The following is a 25,033-nucleotide window of genomic DNA, read 5'->3' as shown; positions in this document are numbered from 1 at the left end:
TCCCCACTACTATTTGGTGGGCACCACTTTGGCGGGTCATTGGTGTGCTGTACAGACGTCCTTGATGAGGCGCTTACTAATGGTGAAGTGCAGAGCCGGTTTGTAAAGGCGCAGTCTCACCTTTGAAGCCGCGCAAGGCGGGTGTCTTCAGTCCACGCTTAAGATCAGAGAAAGTCATTACATGGCATCCAGTCGTGGCGTGATCAAAATCACGGTGGAAGTGCGCTGGCGTTTGGCCACGCGAAAGCCCGGCACCGCATCTCGCACCATGTCCTGTCCATTGGCTGCATTGGACTCAGACTCGTACCCAGCGATCACCATGGTTTGACCCGCCATCATGCTGGCGCGCTGCATGGTATTGAAAATGTCCACATCAGGCGATTGCACAGACGCTTGCGAAGCACCCGTACCACTGGTGAATGTGGTGAGGGATCGCAGTTTGCTGATGCTCAACATGGCTTCGAGCATCACCCGATTGGAGTCCAGCACCACGGGTGTCACGGTCATGGTGAATCCGGTGGACACCTGTCCCGGGGTAATGGTGGGGCCGGCCACAACGGTGCCGACGCCACCGGCGGTAGACGGGCTGACTTGTTTGACGTAAGACAACTGATTCAGCACGCCCAGCGGCACCGACTGGCGGTTCATGGTGGTCACCGTGGACGCGTAAGAGGCACTCACGCGACCAAATGTCTCCAATGCGCGAATCAACACCGATGCATCGGGCCCGCCGACACCATTGGGATTGAGCTGAAAGCTGAAGCCGGAACTGGTGGCTGAAGGCAGGGCAAGATCAGGCCCCCGGATGGCCGCACCAATCGCATTGCTGCCAGCATCAGACATGACGCGGGAAACCGCACTCCAGTCGACCCCGCGCTCGTGCAATTCATCCAGATCCACCTGCAGCACCTGAACCGACAGCGTCACCTGGCGCAACAGGCTGTTGTTGACACGGTCAATGTACAGCTCGATTTGGGCCACGTTGTCCACCGCATCGAGCACGTTGACGGTGCCATTGGAAATGTCAAACTGCAGGCTGCCTGACTTGGAGGCCATGGTGTCCAGGGTGGCTTTGATCTGGCCAAAGACGTTGGCCTGGCTCTGGGTGGAGACCGACATCGACGCCGACGCCCCCGCGCCCGGGCTCATGCTTAAGTCACCCTTGGTTTCACCCGTGCTCGGCATGGCTTTGATGGAGAATGACCTGCGCACCATGCGGCTGATGGTGATCACTCCGCCGTCGTAACGCCAGCCCAGGCGACCGCGCTTGGTGATCTGGTCGAGCAAGCCGGCCAGGTCGCCGCTGTAGTTCAGCTCGTAAGTGGTCAAAAACTCTTTGTCAGGCAGATTGCGGCCCACCAGGGGGGCGATGCTGTCTTTATTGTCGGCGCGCGGCGCAGCGGGCGAAGTACCCTTGCCTGGCTCAAACTCCGTAGGCGACAGCAACGCGTCGGAGGTCACCACAATCGGGATATCAACAGCGCGGGAAATCAGGTCGGCGGCGGTGAGCAAAGTTTGCCGCCCGGGATAGCGCAGCGTGACCTTGCCCAGTTGCGGCAGTTTGGCCGAAGGCCCCAGGGGCACTGTGCGCGTGGCAAAACGCGGTAAAACTTCGTCCACCACGTAAGCATGTTTGCGCTGCGGGGCATTGATCTGGCTTTGCGCCGATTTGGCCTTGGCCTCGGCATCGTCTAGCCGGCTCTGGACACCACCGTCAAGTTTAGAGGCGCAGGCAGTCAAGAGAATACCAGCCATCAAGAGGCTTACGCGTTGAGCCGCACGTTTTGCGGTAAGGTGAGTTGAGCCAATAAGCTCAGCGCAGAATAAGGTGGTGGACAAGGTCATCAACCTTTCAAAGTTCAAAATTCAAAGTTCAAAGTTCAAAGATTACGCGCGTCATCCCCGCACCAAAAAACCCGAAGCAAGGCATTACTGCTGGACTTCTACAATGCTGGCTTAAAAAACGAAGGCAATAAAACGCCCTGCGGCGACAAACTTTCAGCGCGGCTGGTTATCCATAAAGCGGCTCACACGCAGGGTGCAGGTCGAAGAGTTCATGGCGGCTTGCAAGGGATAGTCGGTGTGGGCCAACGAGAGCATGACCAGCTCAATGGCTTCGCGCAGGGTGCCGCTCATGGCGAGGCTGGTGTCGATCACGAAGTCGCGGTCGGCATCCCAGTTCATTTGCCAATGCGCGTCTTTGGCCCAGCGACCCAGGGTTTGCGACAGTGTGCCGTCGCGCGGGTCAACCACCCATGTGCTCTGGCCATCCTGGCTAACCGTTTCACTGACGGGCTTGTTCCCGCGCACCGATTCCAGCACCTGACTGGCCGATAAGACGCCGCCGACGCGGGCGGGCCCTGCTGCGCAGCTTTCAGTGAAGCTTTCCTGTCGGGCCTGTTTTTGCGGTTCGGCCGCTCCCTTGACTGGCTGAGCCTGTGCAAAAAGGCTAGCCTGCGGGTACGCCAAACCATCGTCCATGCGGGCCAAGGCCAGCAGCTGATCAGAGCCGGAAGCCGAGGCAGACAAACTCGCCAGACTGGACAAGCTTAAGGCCCGCTCGGCCCGCAGGTTGACGGCTTGCGCGGGCAGCGGGTCAGCCGCCACCGAAGCTGCCACCTGCCCGGCTGTCGTCGGCACCCGGGCAAAGTCAGACAAGCTATTCGCCAGAGCCAGCATAACCGTCGGCTCGCCAGCGTTTTCAGCGGCGGCCTGAGCTGAGCCAACGGGCGCACCGGCGGCGAAGCTCGCCACTAATGCGCAAATACTCCACATGATGATTGGCTTGGTCATGGTGGCTTACTACCGGGCAATCACAGCGGTGATGCTTTTGAGACCAGTCGCACCACATGCAGTCGCCAACGTGCCGATAGCGATCGCCCCGCCGGTTGCTTTAACTAAAGCGGGTCCGGCAGGCGTTGCAGTGACGGCAGCTGCAGGAGTTACTGAAGTGACTCCAATGGCTGTAGATAAGCCATCAACGCCTCCAACAACATCGGCGCACGATGCTTGTGGAATGCCTGTAAGCGTTATTAGAAAGGTCTGACCAATTGCGTAAGTGCCTGAAGCTAGTGTGTTTGCCTCTATAAAGTTTACGCCGCCGTGCTCATTGGTAACCACTCTGGCAGTCACACCGCCAGTTACCATTGCGGGGGGCCAAACACCTAGGTTAGCAAGGTTGTTTGAATTCACGGTAGCGTCAAGGACTGATAGCGAAGAGGTTAACTTGGTTACATTAGCCGCCACCAGTGGTATGTTTTTCAGCATGTTATTGGTGTTGTTGTTGCGCAAAATGATCTGCACACCCAGCAAGCCACCAATAATGATGACAGCCAGAATGGCCAGGGCAATCGACAATTCGATGATGCTGTAGCCGCGCTGGCCGGGTCTGTTGCGCCCAAAACGTTGGCGCGCTATTGGCCGGGCGCAATGGCTTGAAGGTGTGTAGGTATTCAAGAGATTTCCTTTTAAGGAGTGATAAAAAGTGTAGCCCGGTGTTTTATGTAACTTTTGGTAGCGAAGTTCATACTACGCTTTTTGTGTTTCCGTGTGGCTACATCACGAATTTGCAGATCCATTTACAACACAGGGCGGGCACTCGCCTACCGTATCGGCATGAATTCCGTGAACCAAACTGTGAACGATCTATTTGCCGACCGTGAGCACGACCCGCAGGTCCGTATGCGCAAAACCACCCTCACGAACGAGCTGAATGCCGCCTACGAGCGCAAAGACCTCAGCACGCTGCTGCGCATTCAGTTGCAGGCAGAGATGATGGGTGCCATTGAGGCCGCCGCCGTTTCAGAGACTCGGCTCACGGCCCTGTGTGATTTACTGGCAGAGCAGGTCAATGCGCTGAAGATGGAGATGGACGCTATGCACCTGCGCCGAGGCATGGAATTTGATTTGGACTATCTCGCGTGCGGGCCATTCAGTGAGGCTGAACTGCTAGCCACCCTGCTGGCGCAGCGCGAATGTGTGCAGAAAGATGTACCCGAATGCGCGTAGCCCTGGGGCGCGTGCAAGATGACAAAGAACTCAAGGTAGATCGACAGCGGCCTCCTCTAGCCCGGCAAAAAAGTTTTCTTGTTGTTGACGCTCGTGACGTCCTCGACGATTGGTAGAATCAATTCGTGATCTCTGAGTCAATCCGCTGACTTTATTAAATTCCATTATGCAGAATTTATTTCCAATATAGTGGATATTGGTAGCACTTTCCCACTTTCCCACTTTGCAACCTTACCCATGAAAACACCTCCCGTACCGGCCACCCCTCCCGAAGTCGGTGCCACGCTGCAACGCATGCGTCTCGAACGCGACCTGACACTCGAAGACCTGTCGCGCGCAGCCGGCGTGTCGAAGTCGATGCTGTCGCAAATCGAACGCGAAAAAGCCAATCCGACCATTGCGGTTGCGTGGCGACTGGCCAATGCACTTGGTGTCAGCATCGCTGAATTGCTGTCGACCGAAGCGCGTCCTCTCGAAGCAATCCGTGTGATGGAACCGCACGAAACCCCGACATTGCCGGGTGGACATGCCGGTTACGTGCTGCGCATCCTCGGACCGATGGCCCTGGCAGGCAAACATGAATGGTACGAACTGACCTTGTTGGCCGGTGGGGCACTGGTTTCCAATCCGCATGATCCCGGTACGACCGAGCATCTGACGGTACTGCACGGGTCGGTGGAGGTCGAGGTTGCCGGCACCTTGCGCAAACTCAAGACCGGGGCGACGGCACGCTATGAAGCTGATCAGACCCATGCGATCCGCAATGCCGGCAAGACCGAGGCGAAAGCGCTGCTAGTGGTTATCCATCGATAGTCACCGACTTGCGCTCGACATCAGTGGATATTAATGCAACTCACCTGACTCACTCCAACAAGGAAAAGTATGCAACGACGCGATTTTTTAAGGGCATCCACCGTCCTGGCCGCAGCTGGCTTTCCGGCACACTCCCTCTTCGCCGCCGCAACTGCAGGCGAGCAACTGAAATTCCTGGGCAAGCCGCAAGCCTTTGATCTCGCCTGGCTGAAAGGTCAGGCAAGGACGCTGGCAGCAAGCCCGTACCGTCCCGTCGCCAACACCCTTCCGGACGAAATCAAGAAGATGGACTGGGACCAGTTCCAGGCCATCCAGTATCGTCCGCAACACGCGATGTGGGCCAATGACAAGCTGCGCTTCCAGGCAAAGTTCTTTCACCTCGGCTTGTACTTCACTTCCCCGGTCCATATGTTTGAACTGAAAAACGGTCAGGCACAGGAACTGGCGTACGACACGGCCATGTTCAATTATGGAAAAAGTGGCCTGCATCCGGACAAGCTGCCGAAGGACCTGGGCTTTGCCGGCTTCAAGATTAATTTCCATACCGATCTGGAACGCGATATCTCTGCCTTTCTGGGCGCGAGCTATTTCCGCGCCGTCGGCTCTGATTGGCAATATGGCTTGTCCGCGCGCGGACTGGCGATCGATTGCGGCATGGCCCGTCCTGAAGAATTTCCGAATTTCACGCACTTCTGGCTTGAACGGCCGGCGGTCGATTCGGGCAAGCTGGTGGTCTACGCGTTGCTCGATTCGCCTAGCGTTTCTGGTGCCTACCGGTTTGAAATCGAACCGGCGGCAACCATGGTGATGAAAGTTGATGTGGCGCTCTATCCGCGCACAACCATCGAGCGCATGGGCGTGGCACCCCTGACCAGCATGTTCCAGTATGCCGAAAACGATCGCGGCATGCCCGGTGCCAATGACTGGCGCCCTGAAATTCACGATTCGGATGGTCTTTCCCTGCATCGTGGCAATGGCGAGTGGCTATGGCGACCGCTGGTCAATCCGGAGCAACTGCGTTTCAATGTCTATCAGGACGAGAACCCGCGTGGCTTCGGTTTGCTCCAGCGGGATCGCAATTTTGACCATTACCAGGACGATGGCGTGTTTTACGAGCGCCGTCCTAGTGTCTGGGTCGAGCCGACATCGGGCTGGGGCAAGGGCGCGATCCAGCTGGTCGAAATCCCGACTCAGGATGAAACCTTCGACAATATTGTCTGCTTCTGGAATCCCGAGAAGAAACCGGAAGCGGGAGAGGAACATCTGTTTGGCTATCGTCTCCACTGGGGCAGCAAGATGCCGTTCGTCCCGCCGCTGGCGCAAGTCGTGGCGACGCGGACAGGTCGGGGTGGCATTGTCGGCCAGAAACGCACGGCTTTTTCGTGGCGCTTCGTGATCGATTTTGCCGGCGATAATTTGCCGTTGCTCGGCAAGGATGTGACGGTGCTGCCGGTGATCTCTGCCTCACGCGGCACAGTCGAAATCAGCTCGGTACGACCTCTCGATGCCATCCACGGCTTGCGGGTCATGTTCGACCTGAAGCCGCCTGATGAGAGTGTGACGCCGATCGACCTGCGGGTGTACCTGAGCGCCGGCGGCGAGGTCTTATGCGAAACATGGCTGTATCAATGGACACCACCAGCGGCCGCAAAGCGGGTTATTTAATCATTCTCGACAACCATTACCGGAATAAAAGGGCTGGCACGTGATCGCCGTGTCGGCCCGAAATGACTGAGGATCGCGACGTCAGCCAGAAAAAATCTTGCATTCCTCTCCGGGTCAGGCGCATACTCCAAATGAGAATAAATCTCATCTGAAAGGAATTCCGCCATGTCAAATGACCGCAGCGAGAGATCACTTGCCGCAGCCTCCCTCCCCTCCAGCGAAGAACGACCGCTCAAACGCTATCAAAGCAAAGACCTGTTCCGCCTCAACCGTGAAATTGAAATCGAGCATCAGGGTCGCATTTACCGGATGCGGGTTACCCAGTTAAACAAGTTGATCCTGACAGCGTGAGAAAAGAACGTGCCAATTCGAGGCAAGACATGGATTCAGGTGAGGCATCGAAACAAACGCGTCACGTGCGGAACATGACGCGTTTGCGCGATCATACCGGCACATCAAATTGGCTTGGCGTTGAAGTTTAGTAACTTCCCGCCGGTCGCCGCGACGACCCAGCTATCTCTGCCATCGGACACCTTTGCCGACCCACTGGTAACGACCGGCTTGGCAAACGCCACTTTCGGAAACAACCAGCTCATTTTAGCCAGAGTGGTCGGATGGGTCGCACTGAAATACCGCACGCCAGCGCTGTTGACCGACTCGTTCCAGACCACCTTGCTGCGAGCGGTCATGAAATTATCGATGTCTGAAATTGTGTACCAGGCAAACTTGCCTGCTAGTTGTTGGGTCCTGGCGTACGACAACATACCGAGCACGACATCCGACCAAGGCGCGGCACCTTGAGGATGCATGTAGATCAGTCGATTCATGCGATTCTGGATAACGTAATCAGTTAGTTGCTTGTACCAGTCGATCACGCTTTGCTTGGGCACATTGAATGCGCTGAACTCTTCAAACGTTGCGTACAAACCGAAGGGCATGACCGGGTTGACCCACAGCTTCGGATTCTTGAGTGCCCCATCCACGTAATTGCGCGTCGGCCCCATTCCCGTACCGCCTAAAAAATACGTACCGACAATGCCGTTATTCTCCAGCCAGTTCAACGCCCATGACGGTGAATTTCCTTGCGGTGCCGCATATTCAATGCTGGCATGGCCAATCACTGCATCAACGGCATTTTTGTTCAGGACCAGGTATTGTTCGAAGGACGCCTGATTACTTTCGGAGGCGTTCAAACCGTAATAGTCATGTATCCATCCGCCGTGGTTGCCGATCTTGTGTCCACGCGCTTCCAGATCACGCAGCATCTTTTGCGCCTGGGGATTGAGCGGCAAGTTCCAGCCCAGCCGATCGCCAAAAGTACGCGTATCGGGACCAGCCGTAATGTGTACCGAAAACGGCCCGTTCTGGAACACGCCCTGACTGATCAGTTGCATCATCTCGGCGGTGAAGTTCGAACACAAGTGCCAGTTCAAAGTCAGCCCCGGGAGCGCATTCGGCAAGCTCGACAATCGTGGCAACCTCAGCATGTCATCACTGAAATAATGCAGCAAACCGTGCATCAGCATGCCGTCATTGGCCCCCTTCAGAAAGGTCAATGGCGTGTTGATGAACAATACTTTGCCGCGGCCGAAACTATTTACCCCGGCAACAAGCCCGAACTGTGGAGAGCTGGCCAATACGGTTCCGGCAAATGCGCCACGCGTGACAAAACTCGGATAGGTCAGCGCGCCATAAATATACCCGCTGATCGCCTCGACGCTACCGGTGCCGAGAACGGACTGCGGCAGGGCAAGCGCTTTCATGGTGCTAGAGGGGATCACCGATACGATCGGTGCGGTTTTCTGAAACGTCGTACCACTTACCGCTGGCAGTATTTTTGCAGCAGCGAACGAAATTGGAGGAACCTCTGACGCAAAGCTTGCATCAACGGTTGAAGAAAACCGAGATCGAGAACCGGTTAATGATAGCAGCGGTATTTTTGAAGCAACTGGTCCGGTTGCCGTACGCACCACGACATGTTTGTCAATCGGATCTGCCTTAAATTGCTGAGCATGATCGTAGTTCGCCAGTCCGCCTGGATTTTTGGCGTCGACAGACAAATACAGCGCTTGATTGGTCGCCAATCCAGCCATTTTCAGAACGCCGGCCTGCGTCGCGACCGCACCCGCAGAAAAAGAGCCGCCCTGTACCGCTGCGGTGTTACGCGTTGTCGTTGCTGACAGCGCGGTTGGTGCACTACTCACAAACGGAATGGATTTTCCGGGTGGAACCTGTATTTTTCGCAGCATGTTCTCGACACCGGTGATAGGCCCCAGTCCCACGGTACGATCCAGCAATTCCTCGTACAGCACATAGTCAACGCCGGCGAGGGTGCTCAAGCGTGACTTAGGCACCGCATAGAATCCCCCTTCTGTCACCACACCGAAGTCATACACCAGCATCGCCTGACCACCGCGAGTGACGTAGCCTTCCATTGCGGTAATCAGGGCATCAGACGCCACCACATGCAGGCGATCCGGAAAAATCACACCGCGATAGGCATTGGTACCAGTACCGAGGGCAAGAAACTGGGAGTCGGTCAGGGTTTCGATGCGCAGACCTTCTTCACGCGCCGCATCGAGCCAGGAACCGACAGCCTGATCGGACGAGCTCAATCTGTCAGGTAACAGCAAACCGATTGTTCCCGGGGCGGGTCTGCCAGAGGTGAGTGACAACGGAGCTGGAACCGCCTGCGCATCGACCAGCGCAGCCGACAGGACGCTCGCCACGAAGATTGCGCCACCCAGCAATCGCCGGATGTGTCTTCTGACAAAAATAGCTACCAGCCACCGTGGCAATTTCCGGAGCAACGCGCCATCACTCAATGGCACAGTAGTGCTTGATGAAGTGTTCATGAAACTCCCCTTTCTAATCATTAAAAATGACGGGCAGTGGCCTGCACCGCATCTTTAATTTAGGAGAGTTTTCAACGGAAGATTTGCGTTTGCTCACACGCTCATTGTGATTTTTTGGGAACTTATCCAGTCGCACAGCTATTTTTTGCACATCCATGCGCTGCAACAGAGTTCCAAACCACAAGTTCCCAACTCGTGATAGCCGTTGCTACGAGGCGTTGATTGCCTCGAAAAAATCACGGATGCGCCTGGCGTTGGCACCGACATCGCTCTTGCCAACCCGGGACACCGAACGCATGTCGATACGACTGCCTCCTGCGACGCCAAGAACCCGGACGACAACATCATCCTTGAAACCGAACCAGCGCGTCGTCGCGGTCGCCTCGATACGACCACCAGCTGGGTCATCGGCAACAATTTCCCAACCGTTTTTCTTCACGACCGACAAGGCCTTGGCATAAGCACTCGCGGTCGGGATGGGCAATGTGAGCGGGACGATGTCCGGGTAGCCACGCCGTTGTTCTGCTGCGATCTCCGGCCCGCCGTACTCGGCCGGATTGGCCGCACCGGCACGCAAGGGCAGGATCGCGACAAAGGCGGGCGGGTTGTCGAGGTCGCTGGAAATATCGTGGATGCGAGGTAGCGCCTGCGCCTGCTGCGCCATTCGCCAAGGCACGAAGGCCACACCGGCGCCAATCAGCAAGCCCAGGATCAGGATGGACCAGGCACCACGGCGCAAGGCGGGAGACGCCATGCCCAAGAGTGCCACGACAACCGCGGCAAGACCGCAATAAACGACCCAGCGCAGTATCTGAAATCCGACCGGAAAAGCCCACCAGCCAAGCTGGACGCCAAGGCCGGAAGCACCTAGCAAAACCAGCGACAACAGCGCCAGCAATAACGGAATTCGGGAAATTTTCATGGCAGGTAGTCCTCGTGGATTGGCGCGATGAACAGCCACGCCGTGTTAGTTGCGGCCTGCACGGTAGCATGCCAAGCAAAAGCATGACGGCTGCCGCACAAGATTTTACTTAGCATGCTAACATTTAGCCTCCTAATTAAAACCGCCCTGCCATGACTCTTCACGACCAGACCCTGATGACCCTGACGATGCGCCTGACGCATGTCGCACGTGCCTACAAAGCAGCTGCCGACCGGATGGCTGGTGACTTCGACCTGTCGCACGCCACGGCCTGGCCGATGATCATGATTAGCCGCATGGGTGACGGCGTACGTCCGGGCGCAGTGGCCGACGCACTGGGTCTGGAACCGCCGTCGCTGGTACGGGTACTCGATCAGCTGATCCAGGCCGGACTGGTCGAGCGGCGCGACGACGCCAGCGATCGCCGCGCCAGGACATTGCACCTGACACCGAACGGCCGCGACCGTGCCGAGCGACTGGAAGCCGCACTCAGGCCGTTTCGTGCCAGCCTGTTCGCCGGCATTGCCGAGGCCGATATCGCCACCTGCACCAGCGTGCTGACGGCACTCGATGACGCCATCACGACATTCAGCGCCACCCAGCACGATGCGAACCCGACGTGACCCGTCCGAACCGCAGCGAAATCCTGTACGCGTTCAAATGCTTTGGTGCCGCCATGCTGGCCCTGTACCTGGCGTTCCGGATCGGCTTGCCGCGTCCGTTCTGGGCCATGATGACCGCCTATGTGGTGGCCAATCCGTTGTCCGGACTGGTACGCTCGAAAGCGGTGTACCGCTTTGCCGGCACGCTGCTCGGCTCGGCCGCAACCGTCCTGCTGGTTCCACAGCTGGGCAACTCGCCGGAATTGCTGTCGCTGGCACTGGCGTGCTGGGTCGGTGCCTGCCTGTATCTGTCGCTGCTCGACCGCACGCCACGCTCCTATGTCTTCATGCTCGCCGGTTACACGGCCGGACTGATCGCCTTCCCGGTGGTGGCCGATCCGTCGACGGTGTTTGAGGTGGCGCTGGCGCGGGTCGAAGAAATCAGCCTCGGCATTGCCTGCGCAACGCTGGTTCACTCGCTGGTGTTTCCGCAAAGCGTGGGGCCGGTCTTGCTCGGACGGGTCGACCATGCCATCGATGACGCACGTCACTGGATTCGTGAAGCACTCACGGCAGCCCCGGAAAAGCCGGGCCAGCATGCGCGCTGGAGTCTGGCGGGCGACATCACGGAACTGCGCGTGATGTCGACGCATTTGCCGTTCGATACCTCGCATCTGCGCTGGATGTCCGGTTCGATGCAGGCACTGCACGACCAGCTGGCGCTGATGGTACCGCTGCTGTCGTCCATCGAAGATCGGCTCGAGACCCTGCGCCGGCTCGATCCAGCCAGCGTGACCGCCGACTGGCAGGCGCTGCTGGCCGACATCGCACAGTGGTGCGAAGCGACGTCACCGTCACCGTCACCCGACAACCCGGCCCGGCTGCGCGCCGCAATCCATCGCCTCACTCCCGTCATTGGCCGCGATACCAGCTGGAACACGCTACTGCAACTGAACCTGGCCACGCGCCTGCAGGCGCTCGTCAATGCCACGGAAACCTGCCTGGTCTTGCGCCGCCAGATCGACAACGTGCTGGCAGGACGCGGCCCCATTGCGTCGGTCCGACCGACCAGCCGGGCCGCTGGCGCACTGCATCTCGATCACGGCCTGGCATTGCGGTCGGCCTTCGCCGCATTCATCGCCATCCTGGTTTGCTGCGCATTCTGGATCTTTACCGGCTGGCCAGCGGGTGCAGGTGCACCGACGATGGCGGCGGTATTTTGCTGCTTCTTTGCGACCCAGGACGATCCGGTGCCGGGCATCCGGACGTTTCTCAATTTCACGATGCTGTCGATCCCGATCTCGGCTTTTTATTTGCTGGTGGTGATTCCATCGGTCCATGATTTCGTGATGTTAATGCTGGCGTCAGCGCCAATTTTTCTGGTGCTCGGCGTCTTTGCCGGAAGGCCGGCCACTGGCTTGCAAGCAATGGCTGTGCTGTTTGGCGTGGCCGGCATGATGGGACTGCAGGACACCGGCACCGCCGACATGCTGTCGTTTTCAAATGGCATGCTGGCGCAGTTGACCGGCCTGGGCGCAGCGGTTTTCTTCACGCGTTTGCTGCGCTCGGTCAGCACGCGCTGGGTTGCGCACCGCCTGCTGCGTGCCGGCCGCAACGAGCTGGTCAGCATGAGCACGGCGCGCCGTGCGCCGACGCTGACAGCCGTGTCGGCACGCATGCTCGACCGCGTCGCGCTGCTCACATCCCGGCTGGCCACTGCGGGACCGGAGCACGATACCAGCGGCAGCACTGCGCTGGTCGACCTGCGTATCGGTCTGGGTGTCGCCCAGTTACGCGCACTGCAATCCGGTCTGGAACAGGAAGGGCTGCCGTTGCAGCCGCTGCTGCAACAACTGGCAAGGCATTATCGCCAGCCAACTGGCGAACCGGCAACGGGCTTGCTCGAAGCGATCGATACGCTGATGCGCTCGCTTTGCACGGCACGCCTTGCCGACGCCGGTGCCGCACTGACCGGCATCCGTCGCAACCTGTTTCCGGCAGCACCACCGTACTTCGCCTCACCCACCACTGCGGAGCGTTCCCGATGACCGGCGAATTCAGTTTTTACGGACTTTATATTCCCTGGCTGCTGTTGCTGTCCCTGCTGGCACTGGCTTGCTCGCGTCTGATCAGTTACCTGCTCGCGCGGTCTGGCCTGTACCGGCTGGTCTGGCATCCGGCCCTGTTCGACTTTGCTCTGTTCATCATCCTGCTGGGTGGTCTCACTTTTCTCTTGCCTCATCAGGCCTACTGACATGCCCTTTAACATTACCCTGCCGGCGCTAGGCCGGTTCGCCCTCACCCTCGCCACCGTTGCTGTCGCCCTGTTCGCTGGCTGGCATTTATGGCAGCACTACGAAGTCGACCCCTGGACCCGCGACGGCCGCATCAAGGCCGGCGTCGTCCAGGTCGCGCCGGATGTGACTGGCCAGATCACTTCGGTGCAAGTGCATGACAACCAGCACGTGGTGATTGGTCAGGCCCTGTTCGAGATCGACCGGGCTCGCTTCGCGCTGGCATTGCGCCAGGCCGATGCCGCCCTGCAGGCGCAGCAGATTCTGCTCACGCAAGCCGAAAAAGAAGCACGTCGCAATAGCGGCCTGGGCGACCTGGTCGCGCAAGAAGCCACCGAACAGGGCCAGTCAAAAGTAGCGCAAGCCCGCGCCATGCTGGCCCAGGCCGCGATCGCACGCGACATGGCGCAGCTGAACCTGACGCGCACCCGGGTGGTTTCGGCGGTCAATGGGGTGGCCACCAATCTGGACCTGCGCGCTGGCACCTATGTCACCGCCGGCCATCCGGTGATTGCGCTCATTGACCTTGATTCGTTTTATGCCGAAGGCTACTTTGAAGAAAACAAGCTGCCGGGAATCCACCTTGGCGATCCGGTCGGACTGACACTGATGGGCGAGCGGCGCGTACTCGGTGGCCATGTCGACAGCTTTTCCGGTGGCATCGCCGACCGCGACCGCAGTACCGCCAGCAACCTGCTACCAAACGTCAACCCGACCTTCAACTGGGTCAGGCTGGCCCAGCGCATCCCGGTGCGCATTGCGCTCGACAAGGTGCCGGATGGCGTGCGGCTGGTTGCCGGCCAGACCGTCACCATTGCCGTCCATCCGCAACCGGCCACGGTGCAATGAAGCCCGCCATCCGCACGGCGCTGCTGGTGTTAGCAGCAGCGGGAGCGATCACGCTGGCCGGCTGCGGCACCGTCGTCGGTCCCGATTACCACGTACCACCGCAAGCGGTCGTGCTCAAACCGGCGGCGGCGGCCGCCTTTGCCAGCGCGGCAGAAGCCGCCTTCGATGCCCGTTCGCTACCGCCGCAATGGTGGCGGCTGTATCAGGACCCGACGCTTGACGGACTGATCGCGCGCGCCTTCGCCGCCAATACCGATCTACGTATTGCCGCTGCCAACCTCGCGCGCCTGCAGGCCTTGCAGGTCGAGGCCGCCCAATTGCGTCGTCCTGACGTCTCGGTGCAGGCTGCACCAGCCTACGGACGGCCATCGGCGGCGGCGCTCGGACTGGATGCACCCGTACCGGCCGACTGGTCGCAAGAGTCCGGCATCGCCATGTCGTACCAGCTCGACCTGTTCGGCAAACTCTCGCGCACCATCGAAGCCGCCGATGCGGACAGCGCCGCCGCCGGGGCCGCGCTGGACCTCGCCCGCGTGAGCGTCGCAGCTGAAACTGCCCGCGCCTATGTCGATGCTTGCGCCGCCGGCCAGCAAATTCTGGTGGCGCGCCACTCGGTCGAACTGCAGCAACAATTCGTGCAATTGACTGACCGGCGCGTCGCTGCCGGTCGCGGCACAGCCCTCGATGACAGCCGTGCGCGTGGCCAGCTCGACCAGTGGCGCGCCGCCGTCCCAACGCTGCTGGCCCAGCACCGCACGGCGCAATTTCGTCTCGCGGTACTGACCGGCGACTTGCCTGGCACGCTGTCGGCCAGCATCGCCGCCTGCAGCACGCCGCCGCGCTTGCAGCAAGCTATCCCGGTCGGTGATGGTGCCGCCCTGCTGCGCCGGCGTCCCGATATCCGCCAGGCCGAACGCACTCTTGCGGCCACCAGTGCGCGTATTGGCGTGGCAACGGCGGCGCTGTATCCCGAGATTCAGCTCGGCCTGTCGGCCGGTAGCAGCGGCAGCCTCGGACAGTTCGGCACGGCCAGCTCGCTGCACTGGAGTCTGGGTCCGCTGATTTCATGGACGCTGCCTGCCACCGGCTCGGCACACAGTCGCATCGCGCAGGCCGAAGCCGGCAATAGCGCAGCGCTGGCGCGCTTCGATGGAGTCGTGCTCATTGCCTTGCGCGAAGTCGAAAGCGCACTCACCGTCTATGCGCGCGAACTCGATCGCAACGCCGCGCTGCACGACGCCCGCGACCAGGGCGTGCGCGCCTCGGAACAAGCCGCCACGCTGTTTCGCCATGGCCGCACCGACTTCCTGACGACACTCGATGCGGAGCGCACGCTGGCCAGCGCCGAAAGCCAGCTAGCCAGTTCGGATGCACTGCTGTCGGCTGATCAGGTGACCTTGTTTCTGGCGCTCGGCGGTGGCTGGGAGGATGGCACATCGGATGGCGCACAAAATGGCACCATTCCATGATCTGGATTGAGAAAAGTCAAACACAGCCCGGTCCGGATACGGTGTACTGCAAGCACCTGCCACTCCTGACAAGGGACCTCCGATGCTGCGCCAAATCACTCCCCGCCATCTGCTTTTTGCACTCGCCTTCGTCCTTCTGACAAGCAGCGTCGGCGCGCAAGCCAGCACCGCCCTGCCCTCATTCAAGGCCGACCCGATGCAAACCTCCGTCTCCGGGCTGTCGTCCGGCGCGTTCATGGCGGTGCAATATCAGGTCGCTTTTTCAAAGTCGGTCAGGGGCGCTGGCGTGGTTGCCGGTGGTCCGTACTACTGCGCGGGCACGCTCGGTTATGCGGCGGCAGCCATCTGCATGGGCATGGTGCCATTCATGCCACCGAATCCGGCGCTGATGCTGGACGCCGCGCAAGCCTTTGCCGCCAGCGGGCAGATTGATCCGATCGCCGGTTTGCAGGACGACCGCATCTACGTCTACAGCGGTACGAAGGATACGGTGGTGTATCAGCAGGCTGTCGATGCCACGGTGGATTTTTTCAAACTGGCGGGCGTCCCGGTGCAACAGGTCAAGTACGTCAACAAGATGCCGTCAGGTCACGCACTGATCACGCCAAAATTCGGCAACACCTGTGCAGCCAATGCCGCGCCCTACATCAGCCATTGCAGCGTCAAGGGGCGCGGTTATGACCAGGCGGGCGATCTGCTGGCGCATATTTATGGCCCGCTCAATGCGCCAGCGGCCACTCCTGCCGGCCAGATCGTTGCATTCAACCAGCGCGAATTTGCCGATGCCAGCAGCGGCATGGCTGATGAAGGCTATCTGTATGTCCCGACATCCTGTGCAAAAGACAGCAGCAACTGCAAGGTCCATATCGCACTGCACGGCTGCGAGCAATCGGTGGCGGTAGTTGGCAACGATTTTTATAGCGATACCGGTTACAACAACTGGGCTGCGAGCAACCGCTTGCTGGTTCTCTACCCGCAGGTCAATGCGTCGTCGATCCCCTACAACCCGAAAGGCTGCTGGGACTGGGTCGGCTACACCGGTCCGGCCTATGCGACAAAAGCAGGTGTCCAGTTAGCCGCGATCAAGGCAATGGTCGACCGCTTGACCGGCACACCATGACGGTCCGGTCCGGCATCAGACCCATCCAAACCAGCCAAGTAACGCACCGCCGGCAAGCAACCACAACAAATGCAGCCGCGTGCGCCAGATGATCACGCCACTGGCTGCGCTGAGCAGCCACAGCGGCCAGTTCGCCATGCCGGTGCCGTTATTGGCTGCCAGTATCCAGCCCGTCGACAACAACAGCCCGATGACAATCGGTGCCATCCCCTGCTTGAAGGTCCGCACCCCCAGCAAATGGCGGTTGCGATGGCCCCATTGCGCCGCCAGATAGGTGAGGGTTGTGCTCGGCAACATGATGCCGGTCATGGTCACCGCGACGCCACCCAAAGCGGCCAGCGTACTGCCCGCATTGAGACCGACCTGCCATCCCATCAACGCCACGAACAGGACATTCGGTCCGGGCGCTGCCTGCGCGATCGCAATGGCGGCATTGAACTGGGCCGGTGTAAGCCAATGATGCTGCTCGACCAGATAACGATGCATGTCAGCGGTAGTCGAAATCGCGCCGCCAATGGACATCAGTGACAACAGCAGGTAGTGCGTGAACAAGCTGATCCAGTCGCCTGCATCAAGCACGATAGGCAAGGCACCGCTCATCGCGCCAGCTTCCGGTACGTCAGGCCACAGGCAATGCCGCCCAGTCCGAGCAGCACAGGGAGCAGCGGCACACGCAGCAACGCAATCAGAATGAATCCGAGCACACACAGGAACAGACTCAGCGGCAATCCCAGCGGATGGAATTTCAGCAAACTGGCCAGCTTGAGACCGGTTGCCGCGATCAACCCGGCCGACACGGCCGCCATCCCGCGCAAGGCACCGGCGACGCCAGGGTAACTGGCGTAGTGCGCATGCAGCAATCCCAGCATCAGGACAATCACCAGCGGCACGGCGAGCATGCCGGCCAGTGCGGCGAGCGCGCCCGGCAAACCGAAATACCGGCCACCAATCATCAGCGCAAGATTAACGACATTGGGGCCAGGCATGACTTGCGCAACGGCCCATTCCTCGACAAATTCTTCCTGCGTCATCCAGCGTTTTCTTTCGACCAGTTCGCGCTGGACAACCGCCAGGACGCCGCCGAAGCCCTGTAACGCCAGCAAGGTGAAAGAAACGAACAGATCGGTCAGCGACGCTGGTTGCGGATGGTCAGGAGCGGGAGATGAATTCATTTCCTCATTGTAACGGGCAGAGCCGAGCGCACCCCGTTAGCGTGACGCACGAAAAAAAACACCCCGACATCGGACGATGTCAGGGTGCTTCCGGATTCAACCTCAGTTAGTCCTGAGTCAATCCCCTCGTGCGATCAGCCGCCGGTGTACAGGTCGGAAGTTTGACCATTCTGTACCGACTGGACTGCTTCAGCACGAACGGCAGAACGTGTACGCGGTGCCGCAGTCGATTTGGCTACCACCGGGTAAGTGGTGTTGTTGATTTCAAGCGTGCCCTGCTGGCGCGCCATCGCAACCTGGTTTTGTACTTCCGCACGCGTCACGGTCGATGGGGTATTGCTGACCTGTTGCAGCCATTGCGAACCGGTTTCATCGAAGCCTGTGTTGGCGGCCATTGCACCGACCGAAGCGGCTGTCATCAGGGTACCAAGGGCAATTGTCATCGTCAGTTTTTTGATATTCATCGTGTTTCTCCAGTAATTAAATTGAGTGGTGCTTGTCAGGCAAACTTCTTTATCTGCCTGACCATGGAGCAAAGTTTAGTCTCCAGTCCCGCACACCAAAGTGACGGCAGCATTACGAAACCGTAATGCGCTGCGCGCGTCACCCGACGCATAAAAAAGCACCCTGACATCGAACAATGTCAGGGTGCTTTTCAGTCGGCCGGGTCGTGCCCCGGGTCATGCCATTAGCCGCCGGTGTACAAGTTGGAAGTTCGACCGTTCTGTACCGACTGGATTGCTTCAGCACGAACGGCAGAACGTGTACGCGGTGTCGCAGTCGATTTGGCTACCACCGGGTAAGTGGTGTTGTTGATTTCAAGTGTGCCCTGCTGGCGCGCCATCGCAACCTCGTTTTGTACTTCCGCACGCGTCACGGTCGATGGGGTATTGCTGACCTGTTGCAGCCATTGCGAACCGGTTTCATCGAAGCCTGTGTTGGCGGCCATTGCACCGACCGAAGCGGCTGTCATCAGGGTACCAAGGGCAATTGTCATCGTCAGTTTTTTGATATTCATCGTGTTTCTCCAGTAATTAAATTGAGTGGTGCTTGTCAGGCAAACTTCTTTATCTGCCTGACCATGGAGCAAAGTTTAGTCTCCAGTCCCGCACACCAAAGTGACGGCAGCATTACGAAACCGTAATGCGCTGCGCGCGTCACCCAACGCATAAAAAAGCACCCTGACATCGAACAACGTCAGGGTGCTTTTCAGTCGGCCGGGTCATGCCTCGGGTCAAGCCATTAGCCGCCGGTGTACAAGTTGGAAGTTCGACCGTTCTGTACCGACTGGATTGCTTCAGCACGAACGGCAGAACGTGCACGCGGTGCCGCAGTCGATTGGGCCACGACCGGGTAGGTCGTGTTGTTGATCTCAAGCGTGCCTTGCTGGCGTGCCATGATGACTTTGTTTTTCACCTCGGCTCGGGTCAAATCCGATTTCGCTGTGTTCACGTTTTCAAGCCACTGGTTACCAGTTTGGTCGAACCCCATGTTGCCTGCCATGGCGCCAACCGAAGCGGCGCTGATCAGGGTACCAAGAGCGATTGTCATGCTGAGTTTTTTGATATTCATAGTTGATCTCCAAAAAGTGAATTAGGTGGTGCGTGTTGTGCAGACCTTTGCTTCGTCTGCCTCATCATGGAACCAAGTTTAGTCCCTCGATCCGCACACCAAAGTGACGCCGACATGACAAAAATGTAATGTGCAATTCACGCCGAAGCGTGGGCACTGAGCCCATGTTTTCATTACAGCTTTGTAACCCGCAACACGCTCAAAGAAGCGGACAATCAGGGCCTCAGCGGTGCTCATACCAAAAGCCGGTAATAAAAGGCAGAGCCAAAAGACCGCGCCAAAAAAGAGAGAACATGCATGCGACTATTAATAGTGGAAGACGAACCCAAGACCGGTGATTACCTGCGCAAGGGCTTGCAAGAGAACGGCTATGTGGTCGACCTTGCCCGCGATGGCACCGATGGCCTGCATCTCGCCATGCAGGAAGACTATGACCTGATCGTGCTTGACGTGATGTTGCCCGGCATGGACGGCTGGGAAGTGCTGAAAAAACTGCGCGAGACAAAAGCCACGGCCGTCCTTTTTCTGACCTCGCGCGATGATGTCAATGATCGCGTCAAGGGACTCGAACTCGGTGCTGACGATTACCTGGTCAAGCCGTTTGCGTTCGTCGAACTGCTGGCGCGCATCCGCACCGTGCTGCGCCGCAATCCGCAGCGCGAACCCGACACCATGAACGTCGCCGACCTCGAAATCGATGTCCTGAAACGACGCGTGATCCGCGACGGCCAGCGCATCGACCTGACCGCCAAGGAGTTCGCCCTGCTGCATCTGCTGGTGCGACGCCAGGGTGAAGTGCTGTCGCGTTCGCTGATCGCCTCGCAGGTCTGGGACATGAACTTCGATTCCGATACCAACGTCGTCGATGTCGCCATCCGGCGCCTGCGCGCCAAGGTCGATGACCCGTTTACCAACAAGCTGGTCCACACCATCCGCGGGATGGGTTATCTGTTCGAGGAACGCCCATGAGTACTCTCACGTGAAACAGCGCATCGCCTTATCCCTGACTACCCGACTGGCAATCCTGTTTGCCGTCGCGACCCTGGTCACCTTCGCGCTGGTCGGCACTTATCTGTACAAGGCACTGGCGGCGCAACTTGAACGCCGTGACGATATGGAACTGATTGGCAAGAGCCAGCAGATTCGCTATCTGTTGCGCGAAAGTGATTCGATCGCCACCATCCGGCAAGATTCACAACGCTTCCTCAACGCCATGTATGGCCAGGATGAAATCCGGCTGCAACTGCTGCAACCCGATGGCCAGCTCATCATGCAAAGCGGCGCGCCCTCCCATGCACTGCCGTCACTGCCGGTCGTGCCGGCGACACGGCACGCGCTCCAGAATGACGTGCGCAGCTGGAACTCCGGAGTCGGCACCGGTCGCGTGATCGCCTCTGCCGGACTGGTCGGCAAGGACGGTCTCGAACCCGTGCAAATCATCATTGCCCGCGAAGGCGCAAAGCGTTCGGCGATGATGCGCAAATTCGGCGAAACCCTGGCCGTCGCAGTCTGGCTGGGTGCCATGCTGGCGGCAATGCTGGGATTTCTGGTGGTGCACCTTGGCTTGCGACCGCTGCGCCTGATCATCACGCAAGCCAATGCAATCAGCACACAACGCCTGCAGACGCGCCTGTCCAACGACGGCACGCCGCGCGAACTGCATGAACTGGGCAGCGCCTTCAATGCGATGCTCGACCGGCTCGAAGACGGTGTCAAACGGCTGACCCAGTTTGCCTCGGATATCGCACATGACTTGCGCACGCCAGTCAACACGCTGATGGTCGAAACCCAGGTCGCCCTGACGAAAGAGCGTTCCAACGAGGAGTACCAGATTTTGCTGGGATCGAATCTGGAGGAATACGAACGGCTTGCCCGTATCATCGAAAATACCTTGTTCCTGGCGCGTGCCGACAACGCCCAACTGGCGATGCATACCGAAGTGCTGGAACTACCCGTCGAACTCGAACGTATCCGCGACTACTTTGAAGGATTGGCCGAAGACGCTGGCGTAGCGCTGACCATCAATGCCGGTGCGCTCGCCATCGAAGCCGATCCGATTTTGTTCCGGCGCGCCGTCAGCAACCTCGTATCGAATGCGATTGTCCACACACCGCGTGGCTCGTTCATCCACTTGTCGGCCAGTGTGGTCGACGCCAAGACCCGGGTCACCGTGGAAAACGGTGGTCCCGGCATTCCGGCCGAACATCTGCCGCACATCTTTGAACGGTTCTATCGCGGCGACGCCGCACGCGCGCCGTCGATGTATTCCGCCGGCCTCGGACTGGCGATCGTCTGCGCCATCATGCGACTGCATGGCGGCGACGCCGGCGTCACCAGCGTGGCGGGCGAGAAGACGGTTTTTTACCTGTGCTTCCCGGGTGTCACGAAGCGCAACAAGCGGCGATCGCGTTTGCGAAAACGCAGCAAGCAGCGCGGCGCAACGCCGTCCGTTGCGGTCGGCAGATAACCGGCATACAGGGCGACCAGTCCGGCTTCGGTGCCGGATCGGTCCGCATAGACAGTGCGCTTGATGACCTGCATCAGTATGCAAAGAATCAGATTGTCGACACTGGATGCTCATTCATCCAGAGGAGGAGCCTGTCATGTCAGCACACGCCCGTTTTTGCCGTGATCTTTACCTCGTAGCAGCACGTGTTTTTTGTCGGCGCACTAGCCTGTCAATGCCTCTGCGCTGCTTGTTCGGCACCTTACTTCTGACGAGTACCGTCGTGCAGGCGGCACCCTTCGCCTATCTGGCCGACCGGGTACTCAATACCGTTGACGTCGTCGATGTCGCCGGTTACACCACGCTGGCGACGGCACCGCTGGGAGCCGAGCGCGCACCAGCCAGGCAGGTCATAGCCAACGAAGCGACCGGCAAGATTTTCATCGCCGAACGCACCGGCATCCTGATCATCGACGCCACCACCAACACCATCACCGGCGAGATTCCGATTGCCGTCACGCCACCGTTATCGACCTATGACAATAACGTGGGTGTGAAAGCACTGGCCGTTGCGCCCGATGGCAGTCGGGTATATGCACTGAGCACCGGTAAGCTCACGGTGATCGATCCGGCAAAAAAAATCATCCTCGCCACCATCCCCGTCAATCCTTCCGCCATCAGCCTTGCCATTGATGCAGACGGCGAAACCGTGTTCATCGCGCAGACCGGACTGTTGGCCGATAACGTGACGGTGTCGGGACCCGCCGGCGTGACCGTGTTCGATACATTGATCCTCGAGATCGACCGCGTGATCCCGACGCCGGGCTTCCTGCCCTATGCGCTGGCAATCCATCCCGCCAACGAGCGGCTCTATCTTGTCGGAAGCAAAACAGGTCCCGGAGTCGATTACTCGAACAACCGCGATTACCTGGTGCTCGATTCGGTAACCGATACCCTCAAGCGCTTCAGCGTCGCGAAACCAGCCGACTACGCCAACGTCTTCAGCTTCAGCAGTCTGGCGTTCAACGCAGACGGCAGCCGGCTTTATCTCGGGACGAATTCCCTGAGCAGCGGTGCCGTTCCCCTGCTCGAAGTCAATGCTAGCAACGGAGTCATCACCCGCGTGCTGAAGTTGCCGTCATCATTCGCTGACCAGCACTCCACCCTCAGTCTGGCAACCAGCTTCGCCGACAATAAATTCGTGCTGGCCGCTTTCCTGAGCGAGCATCTGCACCACTATCCGAGCGAGCCGCCACGACGGGTCGTCTTCATGGATGGATTGACAGGCAATGTATTGAAAAACATGGTCTTTACTTCACCGTCGCCATCGACCACCGCCACCATCACGGGCGATTTCCTTGATCGCATTCCGGCCCCTGGCCCAGTCCCCACCACGACTACGCTGGACTCCTCGCCCAAACCACCACTGCGACGTCATCTGCCGGTCAGCTTTTACGTGGACGTCACTGGCGATAACCCGACCGGGACAATCCTCTTCAAATTCGTCGCCCAGGATGACCGCAGAAAACTGGTCCGGAGAATTCCAATGCCGCTCAGCGCTGGCAAGGCAACGTTGACGCTGCCAGCGTGCAACGATCCCTGGCAAGATCATGCCTTGCGAAAAATCGTCTGCAGTGCGCAATTTTCAGTCGTTGCCCTCTACCGGGGTGATACCGCGCACCGTGCAAGCAAGTCGGCAGTACTCGAAGAAACGCGCTGAGACCGCCAGTGGCGTTCTTGTTTCGCACACCACAGTCAGCGCCGATAGGTGTATCCGGGCGACTACGCGACAGCCAGCGCCTGCTCCTCCAGCGCCTGCTTGAGCCCTTCCGGCAAGCGCAACTGTCGCGCCAGTTCGTCCAGATAGGCACGCTCCATAAAGCTGCTTTCATCGACAACCAGCAAACTCGCCAGATACATCTCGCTGGCCAGCTCCGGCGTCGTCGCGGCGAGGGCAATCTCGGCGGGGTCCAGCGGACGACGCAACTGGTCTTCAAACCAGTTGCGCATCACCGGATCGGCATCAAGCCGGGCCAGCTCGGCTTCGACCACGCCACGTTCGCGCTCGTCGAGATGGCCATCCGACTTGGCCGCCGCAATCATCGCCAGCAGCATCGCCTGGCTATGCGCTTCCACTTGCGGTGCTGACAAGCGATCGACGGTACGGACCTGCGCCAACTCCGCCGGAAAACCGGCCTGCAGCGGTGGCTGTGATGGTGCCGACGCACCCTGCTTTTGCTGCCAGACGCTGTACGCCTTGAAGGCCATTACGCCAAGCGCAGCCACGCTGCCGTATTGCAGCACCTTGCCGCCAAAACTGCGACCGCGCTTACTACCCAGTAGAAGTCCAAGCGCCCCGCCGGTAGCCGCGCCGCCGCCAAACTGTCCCCAGTTCATCGACGACTTGATGGCACTGGCGGCACCGGCCGCGTTACCCTTGCCCTTGCCATCCAGCAGGGACATGCCTGATTTGAACAATTGTTCCAGCATTGATTGCGCACTCATGGTGGTTTCCTTTCCAGTCTTGCAGTGAATTCAAATGGTGTAATGCGTCGTAAAGAGCTTACTGCCGTGCGAGCGACCGGTTAGCTGTCGCCATGGCACCCATGCGGGAGCGGGCCACCCGGAACAGCACCGTCAATCCGAGTCCGAGCGCAACCAGCAGCACCGCACCGATTGCCCACATCAGCCAGATCGCCGGCACCAGCAAGGTCAGCAGCGCCGGCGCAAAGGCCAGCATCGACTCCAATAGCGGAGTCAAGGAGGTCAGCACGGCGCTCCAGGATTCTTGCGCGCCCAGTGGCAGCCAGGACGAGAGCCACGCCGGTGCCGGCAACATGCCCAACTGTGCCGGCAATCCGGCCATGCCACCGGCCTGCGCGCCGGACCATTGCGCCACCGTGTGCAGCACCCAGGCTGCAGCGGACCACAGGGCCAGCAGTAGTGCCATCAGTAACCAGGTCAGTGTGTAAAACATCGTCGCTCCTTGTCAGTTCATCGCGGAGGCAATGATCAGCGATCTCTAACTTCTGCACAACCTGCGTTAAGTTGACTTTAACTTCTTCTTTTCAATTTCGACGCCAGCCTGTCCGGGTGCCTTGAAAAGGTCAAATGGCGCATCTTGTATATCAATCCCGGGCAGTACGAATAATTGAAACCACTGCAAATTGTAGATACTCTGTTCAAAAGCAAGCCTTTTTCAGGTTGAAGAGCGAATCATTTGAGCAGGGACCGCATAGAATCGCG

25 protein-coding genes are annotated in these 25,033 nt (G+C 59.1%); 13 read left to right on the top strand and 12 right to left on the bottom strand.

Annotation, left to right across the window (positions count from 1 at the left end):
• Nucleotides 1-177: 177 nt before the first annotated feature.
• The 3 genes from QN370_RS19020 to QN370_RS19010 form a co-directional block, all read right to left on the bottom strand.
• Nucleotides 178-1,845, bottom strand: coding sequence for a hypothetical protein (locus tag QN370_RS19020; RefSeq protein ID WP_322126893.1), 1,668 nt, complete (start codon nucleotides 1,843-1,845; stop codon nucleotides 178-180).
• A 153-nt stretch (nucleotides 1,846-1,998) separates the two neighbouring features.
• A complete protein-coding gene (locus QN370_RS19015; RefSeq protein WP_323581787.1) occupies nucleotides 1,999-2,775 on the bottom strand; it encodes a toxin co-regulated pilus biosynthesis Q family protein in 777 nt (258 codons plus the stop codon).
• Between the two features lie 27 nt (nucleotides 2,776-2,802).
• A complete protein-coding gene (locus tag QN370_RS19010) occupies nucleotides 2,803-3,456 on the bottom strand; it encodes a type II secretion system protein (RefSeq protein ID WP_322126891.1) in 654 nt (217 codons plus the stop codon).
• 168 nt (nucleotides 3,457-3,624) lie between these two features.
• Between QN370_RS19010 and QN370_RS19005 the strand changes: the two genes are divergently transcribed.
• The 4 genes from QN370_RS19005 (at nucleotide 3,625) to hemP (ending at nucleotide 6,837) form a co-directional block, all read left to right on the top strand.
• Nucleotides 3,625-4,008 (top strand): hypothetical protein, encoded by a 384-nt coding sequence (locus QN370_RS19005; protein WP_322126890.1) that lies wholly within the window; start codon nucleotides 3,625-3,627, stop codon nucleotides 4,006-4,008.
• Between the two features lie 237 nt (nucleotides 4,009-4,245).
• On the top strand, nucleotides 4,246-4,821 hold the full coding sequence (locus tag QN370_RS19000) for an XRE family transcriptional regulator (RefSeq protein WP_322126889.1): 576 nt from the start codon (nucleotides 4,246-4,248) through the stop codon (nucleotides 4,819-4,821).
• Between the two features lie 69 nt (nucleotides 4,822-4,890).
• Nucleotides 4,891-6,486: a glucan biosynthesis protein D gene (locus QN370_RS18995; protein ID WP_322126888.1), complete on the top strand. Its 1,596-nt coding sequence runs from the start codon at nucleotides 4,891-4,893 to the stop codon at nucleotides 6,484-6,486.
• A 165-nt stretch (nucleotides 6,487-6,651) separates the two neighbouring features.
• A complete protein-coding gene (hemP, locus tag QN370_RS18990; protein ID WP_322126887.1) occupies nucleotides 6,652-6,837 on the top strand; it encodes a hemin uptake protein HemP in 186 nt (61 codons plus the stop codon).
• A gap of 104 nt (nucleotides 6,838-6,941) precedes the next feature.
• Here hemP and QN370_RS18985 read toward each other — a convergent pair whose 3' ends face one another.
• Nucleotides 6,942-9,341 carry a hypothetical protein gene (locus tag QN370_RS18985; protein WP_322126886.1) on the bottom strand — a complete coding sequence of 800 codons (2,400 nt, stop codon included), beginning with the start codon at nucleotides 9,339-9,341 and terminating at the stop codon, nucleotides 6,942-6,944.
• A gap of 208 nt (nucleotides 9,342-9,549) precedes the next feature.
• Entirely contained in the window at nucleotides 9,550-10,263 is a 714-nt protein-coding gene (locus QN370_RS18980) for a DUF1499 domain-containing protein (protein WP_322126885.1), read from the bottom strand.
• 152 nt (nucleotides 10,264-10,415) lie between these two features.
• Here QN370_RS18980 and QN370_RS18975 point away from each other — a divergent pair, with 152 nt between their 5' ends.
• The 6 genes from QN370_RS18975 to QN370_RS18950 all read left to right on the top strand — a co-directional run bounded on the left by QN370_RS18975 (nucleotide 10,416) and on the right by QN370_RS18950 (nucleotide 16,597).
• Entirely contained in the window at nucleotides 10,416-10,886 is a 471-nt protein-coding gene (locus QN370_RS18975; RefSeq protein WP_322126884.1) for a MarR family transcriptional regulator, read from the top strand.
• Nucleotides 10,883-12,913, top strand: coding sequence for an FUSC family protein (locus QN370_RS18970; RefSeq protein WP_322126883.1), 2,031 nt, complete (start codon nucleotides 10,883-10,885; stop codon nucleotides 12,911-12,913). The genes QN370_RS18975 and QN370_RS18970 overlap by 4 nt, the downstream gene beginning before the upstream one ends.
• Nucleotides 12,910-13,119 (top strand): DUF1656 domain-containing protein, encoded by a 210-nt coding sequence (locus tag QN370_RS18965; protein ID WP_322126882.1) that lies wholly within the window; start codon nucleotides 12,910-12,912, stop codon nucleotides 13,117-13,119. The genes QN370_RS18970 and QN370_RS18965 overlap by 4 nt, the downstream gene beginning before the upstream one ends.
• 1 nt (nucleotide 13,120) lies before the next feature.
• Nucleotides 13,121-14,008 carry an HlyD family secretion protein gene (locus QN370_RS18960; protein WP_322126881.1) on the top strand — a complete coding sequence of 296 codons (888 nt, stop codon included), beginning with the start codon at nucleotides 13,121-13,123 and terminating at the stop codon, nucleotides 14,006-14,008.
• On the top strand, nucleotides 14,005-15,477 hold the full coding sequence (locus QN370_RS18955; RefSeq protein ID WP_322126880.1) for an efflux transporter outer membrane subunit: 1,473 nt from the start codon (nucleotides 14,005-14,007) through the stop codon (nucleotides 15,475-15,477). The genes QN370_RS18960 and QN370_RS18955 overlap by 4 nt, the downstream gene beginning before the upstream one ends.
• An 82-nt stretch (nucleotides 15,478-15,559) precedes the next feature.
• The gene (locus QN370_RS18950; RefSeq protein WP_322126879.1) at nucleotides 15,560-16,597 is read left to right on the top strand and encodes a PHB depolymerase family esterase; all 1,038 of its coding nucleotides are present in this window, start codon (nucleotides 15,560-15,562) and stop codon (nucleotides 16,595-16,597) included.
• Between the two features lie 15 nt (nucleotides 16,598-16,612).
• On the opposite strand, the gene QN370_RS18945 is transcribed toward QN370_RS18950, so the two are convergent.
• The 5 genes from QN370_RS18945 to QN370_RS18925 all read right to left on the bottom strand — a co-directional run bounded on the left by QN370_RS18945 (nucleotide 16,613) and on the right by QN370_RS18925 (nucleotide 19,341).
• Nucleotides 16,613-17,197 carry a chromate transporter gene (locus QN370_RS18945; protein WP_322126878.1) on the bottom strand — a complete coding sequence of 195 codons (585 nt, stop codon included), beginning with the start codon at nucleotides 17,195-17,197 and terminating at the stop codon, nucleotides 16,613-16,615.
• Complete coding sequence (locus tag QN370_RS18940; protein WP_322126877.1) at nucleotides 17,194-17,769, bottom strand: chromate transporter; 576 nt, start codon at nucleotides 17,767-17,769, stop codon at nucleotides 17,194-17,196. The genes QN370_RS18945 and QN370_RS18940 overlap by 4 nt, the downstream gene beginning before the upstream one ends.
• 134 nt (nucleotides 17,770-17,903) lie before the next feature.
• Nucleotides 17,904-18,233: a DUF4148 domain-containing protein gene (locus tag QN370_RS18935; protein ID WP_322126876.1), complete on the bottom strand. Its 330-nt coding sequence runs from the start codon at nucleotides 18,231-18,233 to the stop codon at nucleotides 17,904-17,906.
• 224 nt (nucleotides 18,234-18,457) lie between these two features.
• The gene (locus tag QN370_RS18930; protein WP_322126875.1) at nucleotides 18,458-18,787 is read right to left on the bottom strand and encodes a DUF4148 domain-containing protein; all 330 of its coding nucleotides are present in this window, start codon (nucleotides 18,785-18,787) and stop codon (nucleotides 18,458-18,460) included.
• A gap of 224 nt (nucleotides 18,788-19,011) precedes the next feature.
• The gene (locus QN370_RS18925) at nucleotides 19,012-19,341 is read right to left on the bottom strand and encodes a DUF4148 domain-containing protein (protein WP_322126874.1); all 330 of its coding nucleotides are present in this window, start codon (nucleotides 19,339-19,341) and stop codon (nucleotides 19,012-19,014) included.
• A 297-nt stretch (nucleotides 19,342-19,638) separates the two neighbouring features.
• Here QN370_RS18925 and QN370_RS18920 point away from each other — a divergent pair, with 297 nt between their 5' ends.
• The 3 genes from QN370_RS18920 (at nucleotide 19,639) to QN370_RS18910 (ending at nucleotide 23,507) form a co-directional block, all read left to right on the top strand.
• Nucleotides 19,639-20,310, top strand: coding sequence for a heavy metal response regulator transcription factor (locus QN370_RS18920; RefSeq protein WP_322126873.1), 672 nt, complete (start codon nucleotides 19,639-19,641; stop codon nucleotides 20,308-20,310).
• Nucleotides 20,311-20,320: 10 nt separating this feature from the next.
• A complete protein-coding gene (locus QN370_RS18915) occupies nucleotides 20,321-21,808 on the top strand; it encodes a heavy metal sensor histidine kinase (protein WP_322126872.1) in 1,488 nt (495 codons plus the stop codon).
• A 136-nt stretch (nucleotides 21,809-21,944) separates the two neighbouring features.
• Nucleotides 21,945-23,507, top strand: a complete 1,563-nt coding sequence (locus tag QN370_RS18910; protein ID WP_322126871.1) for a YncE family protein — start codon at nucleotides 21,945-21,947, stop codon at nucleotides 23,505-23,507.
• 62 nt (nucleotides 23,508-23,569) lie between these two features.
• Here the strand turns inward: QN370_RS18910 and QN370_RS18905 are convergent, their stop codons facing one another.
• Both QN370_RS18905 and QN370_RS18900 read right to left on the bottom strand, forming a co-directional pair.
• Nucleotides 23,570-24,292 carry a tellurite resistance TerB family protein gene (locus QN370_RS18905; RefSeq protein WP_322126870.1) on the bottom strand — a complete coding sequence of 241 codons (723 nt, stop codon included), beginning with the start codon at nucleotides 24,290-24,292 and terminating at the stop codon, nucleotides 23,570-23,572.
• A 58-nt stretch (nucleotides 24,293-24,350) separates the two neighbouring features.
• Complete coding sequence (locus tag QN370_RS18900; RefSeq protein ID WP_322126869.1) at nucleotides 24,351-24,764, bottom strand: hypothetical protein; 414 nt, start codon at nucleotides 24,762-24,764, stop codon at nucleotides 24,351-24,353.
• Nucleotides 24,765-25,033: the final 269 nt, after the last annotated feature.

The sequence above is a fragment of the Actimicrobium sp. CCI2.3 genome, from assembly GCF_035019065.1.
Taxonomy (GTDB): domain Bacteria; phylum Pseudomonadota; class Gammaproteobacteria; order Burkholderiales; family Burkholderiaceae_D; genus Actimicrobium.
This window is presented reverse-complemented; position numbering and strand designations above follow the sequence as displayed.